This is a genomic window from Amycolatopsis sp. NPDC104587 (assembly GCF_055583645.1).
Genome location: NZ_JBVJNO010000002.1, coordinates 453,762 through 466,570 on the forward strand (window position 1 = coordinate 453,762; position 12,809 = coordinate 466,570).

Annotated in this window: 9 protein-coding genes and 1 pseudogene; 4 read left to right on the top strand and 6 right to left on the bottom strand. The window is 72.4% G+C overall.

Annotated features, from left to right (window positions below):
• The first annotated feature begins 135 nt into the window (after positions 1 to 135).
• Entirely contained in the window at positions 136 to 474 is a 339-nt protein-coding gene (locus ACZ61C_RS06550) for a helix-turn-helix domain-containing protein (protein ID WP_465303563.1), read from the top strand.
• 519 nt (positions 475 to 993) lie between these two features.
• Here ACZ61C_RS06550 and ACZ61C_RS06555 read toward each other — a convergent pair.
• Complete coding sequence (locus ACZ61C_RS06555) at positions 994 to 2,064, bottom strand: aldo/keto reductase (protein ID WP_465303565.1); 1,071 nt, start codon at positions 2,062 to 2,064, stop codon at positions 994 to 996.
• A 117-nt stretch (positions 2,065 to 2,181) separates the two neighbouring features.
• Entirely contained in the window at positions 2,182 to 3,708 is a 1,527-nt protein-coding gene (locus tag ACZ61C_RS06560) for a tannase/feruloyl esterase family alpha/beta hydrolase (protein ID WP_465303567.1), read from the bottom strand.
• Positions 3,709 to 3,855: 147 nt separating this feature from the next.
• Here ACZ61C_RS06560 and ACZ61C_RS06565 point away from each other — a divergent pair, with 147 nt between their 5' ends.
• Complete coding sequence (locus tag ACZ61C_RS06565) at positions 3,856 to 6,645, top strand: AAA family ATPase (protein ID WP_465303569.1); 2,790 nt, start codon at positions 3,856 to 3,858, stop codon at positions 6,643 to 6,645.
• Between the two features lie 94 nt (positions 6,646 to 6,739).
• Positions 6,740 to 7,768, top strand: coding sequence for an alpha/beta fold hydrolase (locus tag ACZ61C_RS06570; protein ID WP_465303571.1), 1,029 nt, complete (start codon positions 6,740 to 6,742; stop codon positions 7,766 to 7,768).
• A gap of 88 nt (positions 7,769 to 7,856) precedes the next feature.
• Here ACZ61C_RS06570 and ACZ61C_RS06575 read toward each other — a convergent pair whose 3' ends face one another.
• The 4 genes and pseudogenes from ACZ61C_RS06575 to ACZ61C_RS06590 form a co-directional block, all read right to left on the bottom strand.
• The gene (locus ACZ61C_RS06575; protein ID WP_465303573.1) at positions 7,857 to 8,243 is read right to left on the bottom strand and encodes an ATP-binding cassette domain-containing protein; all 387 of its coding nucleotides are present in this window, start codon (positions 8,241 to 8,243) and stop codon (positions 7,857 to 7,859) included.
• Between the two features lie 53 nt (positions 8,244 to 8,296).
• Positions 8,297 to 8,509, bottom strand: a pseudogene (locus tag ACZ61C_RS06580) (hypothetical protein); the annotation flags it as partial.
• Positions 8,510 to 8,537: 28 nt separating this feature from the next.
• The gene (locus ACZ61C_RS06585; protein ID WP_465303575.1) at positions 8,538 to 8,801 is read right to left on the bottom strand and encodes a hypothetical protein; all 264 of its coding nucleotides are present in this window, start codon (positions 8,799 to 8,801) and stop codon (positions 8,538 to 8,540) included.
• Positions 8,802 to 9,312: 511 nt separating this feature from the next.
• Positions 9,313 to 10,272: an ArsR/SmtB family transcription factor gene (locus ACZ61C_RS06590; protein ID WP_465303577.1), complete on the bottom strand. Its 960-nt coding sequence runs from the start codon at positions 10,270 to 10,272 to the stop codon at positions 9,313 to 9,315.
• A 277-nt stretch (positions 10,273 to 10,549) separates the two neighbouring features.
• Between ACZ61C_RS06590 and ACZ61C_RS06595 the strand changes: the two genes are divergently transcribed.
• Positions 10,550 to 12,799, top strand: coding sequence for a HAMP domain-containing sensor histidine kinase (locus ACZ61C_RS06595; RefSeq protein WP_465303579.1), 2,250 nt, complete (start codon positions 10,550 to 10,552; stop codon positions 12,797 to 12,799).
• The last annotated feature ends 10 nt before the right edge of the window (positions 12,800 to 12,809 follow it).

Genomic DNA, 12,809 nt, shown 5'->3' on the forward strand with positions numbered 1-12,809 from the left:
CCACGCACCTAGCCAAGGAGCGAAGCACGCCATGACCACGATGTCACCACCCGGTTGGCGGTTTTGCCCGTCGGCAGCGATGTCGTTCGCTGGAAGCGGACCGTGCGACCAGCTGTTCGGGGCGGCGATGATCTGGTGAGCGACGAGCACAGAGCCTCGCCTTCGCCGGACCCGATCCCCGACGACGTCGTGCGGCAGCTCGTGGCCGACTACGTCGCCGGCGAAACCATCGAAAGCCTCGTCGGGCGCCATCCGTACAGCTACCGCCGGATCCGCCGGGCGCTGATCGACGCCGGTGTCACGCTGCGGCCGCCCCGGATTCCGTTGCCGCCCACTCCGCCCGGTCTGGTCAACGCCTACCGCGACGGCCGGACCATCCGGCAGCTCGCGGCGACCTACGGAATGTCCTACGGGCGAACCAGGAACATCCTGCTCGCCGAAGGAGTCGTCCTTCGGCGCCGCCGCCGGGACTGACGGCCGGCGGCGCCGGGCCCCAGCGGGGCCCGGCCCGACCTGGGTGCGGCGGGCTCTCACATGAGGACCCACCACAGCGGCATGAATGCACGCAAGGTGATATCTCCTTCGTGAATCAGGGACCGGCACCTTGCGTGACCATGAGGCGGATGAGGTGCGATCCGCGGGCTCATGAATCTCCTCGGGGTGGTTTTCTCGGTTTCATCCGGTCGGGGTTGGCAGAACCCTACAGGCGGATCAGGTGTGATCCGAGACCGGGTGTCACTCGGCCGAGAAGCACGTTCGAGGGAGTGTCACTCCATGGCCTGACCAGGCAACTTCGCTGCGGAGTCAGGACATCCCGCCGTGCCCGATGCTCCACTGTGGAGCGTCCACCGCGAACCGCGTGAACCGGACAGAGCAGCGCGGCCACCCGTCGGAGTGACGCCATTTCTCCGACGGGCCCGGCCGCGCCCAGGAATGCGAATACTTTTCACTCGATAGGGGACATCAAGCTGGTTCCGGTGATACCGACGGTGACTACCAGTTCCGCACCGCGGGTGCGTACCCCGCCGGTTTGTCCCCGATCTTGAGGTCCGGGCTGACGATCCAGTTCTGGTACCCCGGCGTGAACATCCGGTACACCGACGCCGGCGGCGCCGCGCTCGCCTCGTCCAGCAGGGTCCGCAGCTCGGCCGGGATTTCGAAGTCCAGCGCGGCCATGCTCTTGCCGAGCTGCTCGGCGCTGCTCGCGCCGACGATCGCCGACGCGATGCCCGGCTGGGTGGCCACCCAGTTGAGCGCCACCTGGGCCATCGTCACGCCCAGCTTGCCCGCCACCTCCTCGAGCGGCTTCAGCAGCTGCCAGTCGCGCTCCGACCACGTCTGCGACTCCGCCGAGCTGAAGCGGCCTGACGTGCCGTCGCGGTACTTGCCCGTCAGGAAGCCGCCCGCCAGGGGGCTCCACGCCGTGATGCCGAGGCCGAGGCCCTGGCCCATCGGGACGTGCTCGGTCTCGATTTCGCGCTGCACCAGGGAATACGGCAGCTGCAGGTTGATCATCGGCGTGAGCGAGTGCGCCTCGGCGTACGTCTGCGCCCGCGATGCGTACCAGCTCGGCACGTCGGACAGGCCTGCGTAGCGGATCTTGCCCGCGCGGACGAGGTCGTCGAGCGTGCGCACGACCTCCTCGACCGGGGTGAGCCGGTCCCACGTGTGCAGCAGGAACAGGTCGACGTAGTCCGTGCCCAGCCGCCGCAGGGACGCCTCGAGCGCGCGGATCATGTGCTTGCGCCCGTTGCCGCCCGCGTTGGGGTCGCCCGGGTCGACGCTGTTGGTGAACTTGGTGGTCAGCACGACGCGCTCGCGCACACCCGCTTCGGCGATCAGCCTGCCGAGGATGGTCTCGCTCTCGCCCGCGGTGTAGAAGTCGGCGGTGTCGACGAAGTTGCCGCCCTCGTCGAGGTACTTGCGGAAGATCGGGCGGACCTCGTCCTCGGTCTTCCCGTACGCGGCGTGGAACCCGCCGGTGCCGAAGTTCATGGTGCCGAGCGCGAGCCGGCTGACGCGCAGGCCGGAGCGGCCGAGCAGGTAGTACTGGTCAAGAGGCATGGAAAGTGCTCCTGGGGCGAAGAAATCCGTGGACCGTTTCAGCGTGCTCCCGGAATTTTGGACCCGCAAGTCCAGTCCGGGTGGGCCGGAACCGGCTCCGGCCCACCCGGGCTCACCTCAGCGGCAGCGGTAGCTCGACGCCACCGCCGGGTCGCCGTGACCGGTGTAGCGCGACACCTTCGGGTACGCGCACAGGTCGCGCGTCGCCTTCCCGTCGAGGGTCGCCGCCGCCAGCGTGGCCGGCGCCTTGCCGTGCTCGACCCAGCCGACCAGCGCGCCCAGCGCGTCGGTCGGCTGCGCGCCGGCGCCACCGCCGCAGTGCTCGACCCCCGGGGCGAGGAACAGCCGGTAGAAGTCGTTCACCCGCTGCGAACCGCCCATCGTGCGTTCCACCCGTTGGCGGTACTGGAGCGTGCCGCCGGGCGGGATCAGCTGGTCGTCCGCGCCCACGAACGTGAGCAGCTTGCCGCCGGCCCGCCGGAACGCCGACAGGTCGGGGTCGGCCGTGCCGATGACGTCGTCGTACTCACGGACCGACTGCCGGAACAGGTCGGTGAACTGGGCATACGTGAGCTTCGAGGTGTCGAAGCCCGGCTGCTTCGCCAGGAACGACTGCACCCAGAGGACGGCCACCTGGAAGCCCGGCGCGGTCAGCTCGCCGGTGACCGGGTCCGGCGCGGTCCCGGCCAGGTAGGTGAAGTCCGCGCCCTTCGGGAGGCCGTCCCAGAGCTTGCGGCCGCGCTCGTCGGTGGGGCCGGCCCAGATCTTGCGCATGACCTCGGCGTCCGTCGCCGTGACGGTGACTTCCTTGCCGTCGCAGAGCAGCTTCGTGCCGACCAAGCCGCGCGGGTCGTAGCCGCACTCGTCCGGCCGGTCGACGATGCCGTCGGTGACGCCGTCGCGGGCGTCACAGGCCTGGATCGCGGCCTGCCGGAACGCCGTGAGCACGCAGGTGCTGAGGACGTCGTGGTCTTGGTTCATCACGATCTGCGGCCAGAGCGTCGCGACCGCGAACTGCGTCCACTGGACGGCGGGCGCGTTGGCGAGGACGCCGTCGAAGTCGCCGGGGAAGCGCTGCGCCTCGGAGTACCCCTGACGGCCGCCGGTCGAGCAGCCGTTCCAGTAGGAGTAGGTGATCGGCCGGTGGTAGTGCCGCTGCGTGACGTCCTTGCCGATCAAGGCTTCTTCGTGCGCCGAGCGGGTGGCGAAGTTGGTCAGGAGCGTTTTGTCGACCTTCCCGCCGGGCGTCACCGCCCACGACGTGTCGAGGCCGTTCGTGGACACGCCGGCGTCGGTCGTCACGCCGCTGTAGCCGTCCTTGACCGCCTGGACGAGCGGGGCGTCGAAGTTGCCCGCGGCGTAGGCGCTGCCGCCGACCGCCTGGAGCCGTCCGGTCCAGCCGGTCTCGGGCAGCGCGACGGCGACCTTGACGTGGTCCTGGCCGGAGTGGGTCAGCGTCACGGTGATCAGGCAGTAGCCGGTCTTGCGCTCCGCGGTCACCGACTCGATCTTCGCGCCGGGCGGGGCGGGCACCGAGACGGCGGTGCAGGCCGGCGTCGCGGCCGCCGCCGGCGGGGCGAGCGGGACCAGACCGGTCAGCAGGAGCGGCACGGCGGCCGCCAGGAACTGGGGGAAACGTCTCATCGCTTTCCTCTGTGTGGGTTCCGTCCGATGTGGACGTGTGGTCAAGCTAGGGCGGCGGCCCGGGCGCCCGCGCCCGTCGGATGACGCTGTCGCCGTACGTCACTCGGCTCTGAGCTGGGGAAACGTGCCTTGGGTAAGGTCGTTTCCATGGTGCTGCACGGGCGGGAAGCCGAGCTGAAGGAGCTGACCGAGCTCGTCGACGGCGCGGGAGACCGCAGCGGCGTCCTCATCCGCGGCGAAGCCGGCATCGGGAAGTCCGCCCTCGTGGCGGAGACGGCGGCCGCGGCGTCGGTCGCGGGGCTGCGGGTGCTGCGGACGACGGGGGCCGAGGCCGAGCAGCACTTCGCGTACGCCGGGCTGCACCAGCTGCTCCACCCGGTCCGCGCGGGCGTCGCGGACCTGCCGGCACCGCAGCGCGATGCCCTCCGCACGGCGCTGGGCCTGGCCGAAGGCCCGGAGCCGAGCGCCTACCTGGTCGGCCTCGCGGCGCTGACGCTCCTGTCCGAGGCGGCGGCGGCCAAACCGGTGCTGCTGGTGGCCGAGGACGTGCACTGGCTCGACCGCGCGAGCGCGGACGTCCTGGCGTTCGTGGCGCGCCGGATCGAGACCGAGCCGATGGTCTTGGTGGCGACGTCGAGAGACGACGCGGAGACGCCGTTGCGCGACGCGGGTTTGGCGCAGATGCCCCTGGACCGGTTGCCTCCCGACGCGTCGGCCGATCTGGTGGACGCGATCGCGCCCGGGCTGGCCCCGGCGGTCCGCACGAGGTTGCTGACCGAGGCGGCGGGCCATCCGCTGGCGCTGACGGAGCTGCCTTCGGCGGTGGCCGAGCTGGACGGGCTGGACCTGGAGCTGCCGTTGACCGAGCGGCTCGAGCGGACGTTCACGGCTCGGGTCACGGGGCTTCCGGCGGAGGTCCGGACGGTGTTGTTGGTCGCGGCGCTGAACGAGGCGACTTCGCTGGCGGAGACGCTGGCCGCGGCTGGTGCGCTGCTCGCGGGGGCGGGTTCCGGTGGCGGCCGGGATGGCGGCCTCGGGCCGGGGCTCGCGCCAGGCGTAGCTCCCGCCGGAACCCCTCTCCGCACTCCAGCCGTGCCGGGGCCCGACATCCTCGCCCCCGCCGTCGAGGCTCGGCTGGTCGATCTCTCCGCCGGGGCCGTCACCTTCCGCCACCCCCTCATGCGCGCCGCCATTCCCGCCGCTGCCTCGCCCGCCGATCGGCGCCGCGCTCACCTCGCGCTCGTCGAAGCCCTTCACGACCAGCCCGACCGCAGGGCCTGGCACCAGGCCGCCGCCACCGCCGGGCCCGACGAAACCGTCGCCGCCGAACTCGAACGGACCGCCGAGCGCGCCCGGTACCGAGGCGGGGCCGCAGCCGCGATCGCCGCTCTCGAACAAGCCGCCCGGCTGAGCTGTGAGCCGGACTGCCGGGCCGATCGGCTGCTGCGAGCCGCCGAGCTCGCCGTGGAATCCGGCCGGCGGGAGACCGCCGAACGGCTGGTCCTCGCCGCCAAGCCGGCCGGGCCGCGGCGGAACGCCACCGCCGCCCGGCTGCTCAGCGAGTTCGAAGACGGCGTCCGGGAAGATCCCGCCCGTGTCGCCGAACTGGCCGCCCTCGCCACGACCGTCGCTAGGGACGGCGAGACCGATGCCGCCGCCCGGATCCTCTGGAGCGCCGCCATGCGGTGCTTCTGGATCGAACCCGGCGCGCCCGCCCGGCAGGCCCTCCTCGACGTCGCCGACCGGCTCCCTCTGCCCGATGACGACCCGCGCATGGTGGCCGTCACCGCCTACGTCGCGCCCTTCGAACGGGGTGACGTCGTGCTGGAACGGCTGCGGGAGCTGGTGGGCGCCACCGGCGCCGACCCCGAAGTCGACCGGTACCTGGGCAGCGCTGCCCTGCAGGTCGGCGCCTTCGACCTGGCCGCGCGGTTCTCCGCGGCCGCCGCACCCGGGCTGCGGGCCCAGGGCCGGCTCGGGCTGTTGCCGCGGGCGCTCGCCGTCCTGGCCTGGAGCCGGGTGCGGCTCGGCGATCTCGCCGGCGCCGTGCCCGCCGCGGCCGAAGCCGCCCGCTTCGCGCAGGAGACCGGGCAGCCCTTCATGTTCGGCCTCGCCGTCGCGGTCCAGGCCGAGATCGCCGCCCTGCGCGGTGACCACAAGCAGGCGAAAACCCTCGCCGACGAGGCCGAACGCGCCGGGCTCGCGGCCGGCGCCCGGCCCGTGCTCGCCACCGTGCAGCTCACGCGCGGGCTCACCCACCTGAGCGAGGGCCGCTTCGAGGACGCGTTCGCCGACCTGCGCCGCCTCCACGACCCGGCCGACCCCGCCTACCAGCTGGCCCTGCGCGCGTACTGCGTCCCGGAGCTGACCGAGGCCGCGGTGCGCGCCGGGCAGACCGAGGCGGTGCGCGACATCCTCGCCGAGCTCGAGCCGCCGGCCGCGCGCACGCCGTCACCCGCGCTGCACATCGGCCTGCGCTACGCACGAGCGGTGCTCGACCCCGGCGACGCCCGGTTCGCCGAGGCTCTCGGCGCGGACCTGACCGGCTGGCCCGCCGAACGCGGCCGCGTCCACCTGGCGTTCGGCGAGTGGCTGCGGCGGCAGCGGCGGGTCGTCGAGTCCCGGACGCACCTGCGCACCGCCCGCGAGACCTTCGACGCGCTGGGCATGACGGCGTGGGCCGAACGAGCGCGCCGCGAGCTGCGCAGCGCGGGTGAGCCGAGCCCGAACCGGGGCCCGGACGCGCGCGAGAAGCTGACCCCGCACGAGCTGAGCATCGCGCAGCTCGCCGCGGCGGGGCTGACCAACCGCGAGATCGGCCAGCGGCTGTACCTGTCGCACCGGACCGTCGGCACCCACCTGCACCGGATCTTCCCCAAGCTGGGCGTGAGCTCCCGCGCCGACCTCGCCGGAGTCGTGAAGCCCCTGGACGGGTGACTTACACCGGCTGCGTCGTCCGACGGGCGCGAAGATCACCCGAAGCTCCCTAACGTCGCGAAAGTCCCACGGTCTTTCGCACAGGAGCTTCCAGATGATCAGCAGGAGAAGGTTCGGGCAGGCGTTCGCGGCGGGACTGGCGGCGACGTCCTTGGCGGCCTGCTCGTCGGACGCGGCCACACCCGCCACCGCGTCCGGCCCGGACCCGCGCGCCGGGTCCGGTGAGCACACCTCGCTCGGCGAGCTCAAGCACGTCGACGCCGGGGTGCTGACCATGGCCTACGCCGAGGCCGGCCCGGCCACCGGGCAGCCGGTGATCCTGCTGCACGGCTGGCCGTACGACCCGCACAGCTACGTCGACGTCGCGCCGATCCTGGCCGCCGCCGGGTACCGGGTGATCATCCCGTTCCTGCGCGGGTACGGGCCGACGACGTTCAAGTCCGCCGAGACCGTCCGCAATGGACAGCAGGCGGCGGTGGCGCTGGACGTCGTCGCCCTGATGGACGCGCTCAAGATCGACAAGGCCGTGCTCGGCGGCTACGACTGGGGCGCGCGGACCGTCGACATCATCGCCGCGCTGTTCCCGGAGCGCTGCAAGGCGGTCGTCGCGGTGAGCGGGTACATCGTGACGAACCTGGTGGCGAACCAGCAGCCGCTGGCGCCGGTCGCCGAGCTCGGCTGGTGGTACCAGTACTACTTCGCGACCGAGCGCGGCCGCGCCGGGTACACCGCGAACCGCCACGACTTCAACAAGCTCATCTGGCGCAACGCCTCCCCGGCGTGGCACTTCGACGACGCGACGTACAACCGCAGCGCGGCGGCGTTCGACAACCCCGACCACGTCGCCATCGTCGTCCACAACTACCGCTGGCGGCTGAGCCTCGCCCCGGGCGAGCCGCAGTACGAGGCGTACGAACGGAAACTGGCCACCGGACCGGCGATCTCGGTGCCGGCCATCACGATCGGCAGCGACTTCGACGCCGCGGCCAAGGACGGCAAGCCGTACCGCGCGAAGTTCACCGGCAAGTACGAGCACCGGATCTTCGACGGCATCGGCCACAACGTGCCGCAGGAGGCGCCGCGGCCGTTCGCCCAGGCAGTCGTGGACGCCGACCGGATGTGAAGTCTGCCGCGGCCTGTCGTGAGTGGTAATTAGGGTTCTAACCCGAATTACCACTCACGACGACTTGCGCCGAGGGTGCGTCGACGGGTCACCGCAGCCGCCCGTCTTCCAGCCGGAGCCGGCGCTCGATCCCGATCTCCGCGAGGAAGCGTTCGTCGTGGCTGACCACGACGAACGCGCCGCGGAACGCCGTCAGCGCGCTCTCCAGCTGCCCGGTGCTGACCAGGTCGAGGTTGTTCGTGGGCTCGTCGAGCAGCAGCACGTCCGGCCGCTTGAGCAGCTGCGCGGCGAGACCCAGCGAGACGATCCGGCCGCCGCTGAGCGTGCTCAGCGACCGGTCGAGCCCGACGTCGGCGAGGCCGAGCCGGTCGAGCTGGGCGCGGGTGCGTTCCTCGACGTCCCAGTCGGTTCCGATGGTGGTGAAGTGGTTTTCGTCGACGGACAGGGGAGGTCCTGCGGGAGGGTAGCCGAGCACGCCGTCGACGGGGTGACACTGTCCGCGGACGGGGTCAGCACACCGGCGACGAGCTTCAGCAGTGTGGTCTTGCCGGAGCCGTTGGGCGCGACAAAACCGGTGCGGCCACTGGGACCTCGGAGGGTGAGGAGGAAAGGTGGTCGACAAAAGGCGGCCACACCGGTGCTCACCGGGGGCCCGCACACTCCGGAGCTATCCGGAGATGTCGACGTCACCTGCCACGACCGCGCTCCTCTTCGAAAGGATCTTCTCCCCGACGATGACACCCGCGCCGTGCCGAACTCCGGCTACGGCTCAGGCGAGTTCGGACGAGACGACGGCGGGCAGCTCGCGCAGCCGCTCGAGCAGGGGCTCGATCTCCTCGGTGCTCAGCAGCAGGGCGCAGACGAGGCTGCTTTCCCGGACGCCGTCACGGATGTCGACCGACAGTTCGTGCGCCAGGCGGCCGTCCCTGGCGAGCGCGGTGATGAGGGCCGGAACCGCCTGGGCGCCCCCGACGAAGTACGTCGCGATGCGGCGGCGCAGGAGCATGGGGGCGAAGGAAGCGGGGCTGGACATGGCTGGTCTCCACGGGGAAGTGCGGAAAGGGAGCGGGGCCAGGTCCGCCGAAGAGAGGTGCCGCAAATCCACGGGTCGCCAACGCTGCGCGCCGGCAACCTGGTTCAGCCGGCGCGCCGGGTTACGAGTCGCGAAGACTTGATCAGGCGCTGCACGGCGACAGGCTAACACGGGTCCGGGTGGGCGGTGCAAGACGCGGAGTCGGCCTGGGTGGGTGGGGTGGTGCGGGGCGGGGACTCGGCTCCGGCGAGCTACGCGGGGTGCGGAGTTGGCCTGGGCGGTAAGTGCGGCTCGGGTGGGCGGCGCGAGCCACGAACCTCAGCCCGGCCGGGCGCCGCAAGCCGCGCACCTCAGCCCGGCCGAGCGGTGCGAGGTGTGGAACTCTGCCCGGCCGAGCGGTGCGAGGCGCGAACCTCAGCCCGTCCGGGCGGCGCGAGCCACTAACCTCAAGCCCGGCCGGGCCGCGCAAGCCCCGAATCTCAGCCCGGCCGGGCGGTGCAAGCCGCGAACCTCAACCCGCCCGGATGACCGCCAAACCCAGCGGCGTGCTCTCGTGGATCTGCGACTTGCCCGCCCGTGTGCTCGTGATCAGCCCGCTCGCCCGCAGGATCGACGCGTGCTGGCTCGCCGTCGCCAGGGAGATTCCGGTCAGCGCCGCCAGCTCGCTCGTGTTGCACGGCGTTGTCGCCAGCGTCACCAGCACCCGGGCCCGCGTGGCGCCCAGCAGCGCGGACAGCGACGCCCCGGGCTCGGCGTCGCGGTCGAAGCGGGGTTGGCTGATCGAGTAGACGAGGACCGGGGGCAGGTCCGGGTCCTTGTACGTCGTCGGCATGCCGTGTGCGAAGAACGCCGGGATCAGACGGAGTCCTCGGCCGTCGAGGTGCAGCTCCTGCTCGACCGGGAAACGCACCCGCAGCACCGGTGGTGACCACGTGATGTCCGGGTGCAGAGTGGAGAGCAGCAGCTGCGGGCCGCCGCGGTCCAGGGCCGAGCGCAGCCGGAGCCGGTCGCGGGCGACCGCGGCGCGCACCGCCGGCCAGTCCGGCGCCAGGCAGTTCCGGTAGTAGTCGTGCAGCGATGTGCCGAGCCGCCGCAGTTCTCGCGATTCGCCGCCGGCGAGGCGGCGCAGCCACGGCTGGACGCGGGTGCCCTGCGCGACGAGCTCCGCGACGTCCGCGGCCAGCTTCGGCGACGGCGTCCCGAGCACCGCCGACACCCCGTCGGTGATCGTGCGGGCCCCCGCCGGGGTGAGGAAGTCCGGGCAGTAGCCGTACGGCGGGACGGCCGACAGCAGCAGCCGGCCCGAGTCGGGGACCGCGGAGCGTGACCCCCGGCGCCACCGGCCGAAGAACGGCTCGCCTTCCGGCCGCCGGATCCGGTAGCTGCTCATCAGCAGCTCCCACATCGGGTCGGCGTCCTCGGCGATGGTCAGCTTCGCCAGGTCCGCGTCCGTGAAGTGAACTCTCAACATCGCCGCTGTGCCCCCTTTCCGCGCCGAGGGTAGCCGGGGGAGGAATTCACCGGATCCCCGGGCGGTTCCGTGCGTTCTTGAGGATTTCTTCACCCTCCGCGAGGGTAAAAAACCGCGCTGTCGAAGATTACCCTGTGTAGCTGATGCGTACGGGGGAAACGGCTCGCATTCCTTGACAACACCACGGCTCGCAGAGTTACGTCGGCGGCCTGAATTCTGCGAGAAAAGGACCCGGAAATCGTTCTCGGGCACCGGTACGAATCGAGCCAAGCCACCGATGAAAGAAGAAGAACCCGCGGCCCGTCGTGCGGCCGCCCGCTGGAAACCCGGCACCTGGCGGCTGCGCACCAAGATCTCCGTCGTGTTGCTGCTGCCCGTGCTGGTCGCGCTCCTGCTGGCCGGCGGCCGGGTGCAGGCCGAGCTCGCCCGGGCGGGTGATCTGAGCGCCGTCCGGGACCAAATGCCGGTCGTGCAAGGGATCGCCGAGCTCGGCGGGCTGGCCGACGACGAGATGAGCCACGGCGGCGGCGCCGCGCAGACCGCGGCCGTCGACGAGAAAGCCGCCGCTGTCCGGCACGACGCCGCATTTTCGCAGCTCAACCCGGATTTGTCGCGAACGCTGGAAGATCAGCTGGAGAAATTGGCCGGACTGCGTCAGCAGACCGGTTCTTCCACGGCCAGGACCGCCGCTTACCACGACTTCGTCGTCGCGCTCAGCGAAGTGGTCCCCGGCATCGTCGGGCAGGCCGGGAATACCGATCTCGACGACGCCGCCGACGTCACGAAAGCGTTGGTGCAGCTGAGGACGAGCCTGGCCGGCCGCACCGACGCCTCGGCGGCGGCGGGTGAGGGCGTCGCCGCCGCCGAGGAAGCCGTGCTGACCGGGCAGCTCCGCCGCGCCCTGCCCGCCGGTGCGGCGGCCGCCCGGTTCGCCGCGGCGACCAGCCCCGGCGCCGGCGGCCCCGCGGCCCGGCGCGCGTTGCTCGGCACGATCCTGACCGAGCAGGTGAAAGCGCTTTCGGACGCGGTCGGCGTGCAGACCAACGCCGCCCGCTCCGACGCGCTGCGCGACACCGCGCTGGTGCTCGCGTCCCTGCTCGGCGCGCTCGCCATCGCGCTCGGCGTGGCGCGGTCGGTGGTCGCCCCGATCCGGCGGCTGCACACGGCCGCGCTCGACACCGCGCGCCGCCGGCTGCCCGGGACGATCGAGCGGATCCGCGACGGCGAAGAGGTCGACTGGCAGGCGACCCCGCCGCTGCCGGTCGACACCGAGGAGGAGATCGGCCAGCTCGCCCGCGCCTTCGACGACATGCACCGGCAGGCGGTGCGGCTGGCCGTCGGCGAGCAGGCCGAGATGCGCATCCAGGTCAGCGAGATGTTCATGACGCTCTCACGGCGCAGCCAGTCCCTGGTCGAGCTGCAGCTGTCGGTGATCGAAGACCTCGAAGCCGACGAGCAGGACCCGCAGCGGCTGGCCGAGCTGTTCCAGATCGACCACATCGCCACCCGGCTGCGGCGCAACGGCGAGAACCTGCAGGTCCTGGCGGGCGGGCGGCCGGTGCGCCGCGACGTCGGGCCGGTCGCGACGGTCGAGCTGCTGCGGGCCGCGACCTCGGAGGTCAAGGACTACCAGCGGGTCGCGCTCGGGAACGCGCCGCGCGGGTCGGTGCAGTCCGAGGCCGCCGCCGACGTCGTGCACATCCTCGCCGAGCTGCTGGAGAACGCGATCCGGTCGTCGCCGCCGGACGAGGTGGTGGTGCTCACCGCCGACCGCGGCTTCGACGGCGGCGTGCTGATCGAGGTCGTCGACGTCGGGCTCGGCATGAGCCGCGAAGACATCGAGGCGGCCAACGCGCGGCTCGCCGCCGGGGCCGCGGTCAGCCCGGAGACCACCCGGCGGATGGGCCTGTTCGTGGTGAGCAGGCTGGCCGCGTCGCACGGGATCACCGTCCGGCTGCGGCCGACGACCACCCGCACCGCGAGCGCCGGCATCACCGCCAGCGTGCACGTCCCCGGGGTGCTGATCCAGGTCGACCTGCCCCCGCGCTCCGGCCCGCCCGCGCTGCTCCCCGCGACCAACGGCGTCAGCGGTGTCAACGGGCTCAACGGCGGCGGCGCCCGCTCCGACCCCGAACCCCGCTGGCCCGCCGAAGACCCCGGTCCCGCCGTCCTCGAGCCCCCGCCGTTGCCGACGCCGATCTTCGACCACATGCTGTCGCACTGGTTCGCCGACCCGCCGGCCGAACCGGCGGCGCCCGGCGCCTGGGCGACCCCGGCCGACGACGTCCGGCAGGCCGCGGAAGCCGCGGTCGGCACGCCGGCCGACGTCGAGCTCACCGAGTCGGGACTGCCGACGCGGCAGCCCGGCGCGCAGCTCGCCCCGGGCTCGGTCGCCGAGCGCAGGCCCCAGCCGGCGGACACCTCGTTCCGCGATCCGGCCGCGGTGCGGAGCAACCTTTCGCGGCACTACAGCGGTATGCGCGCGGCCCGGCACCGGGTCACGGCCGATCCGAAGGCGGAACAGTGAGCACGCGGCG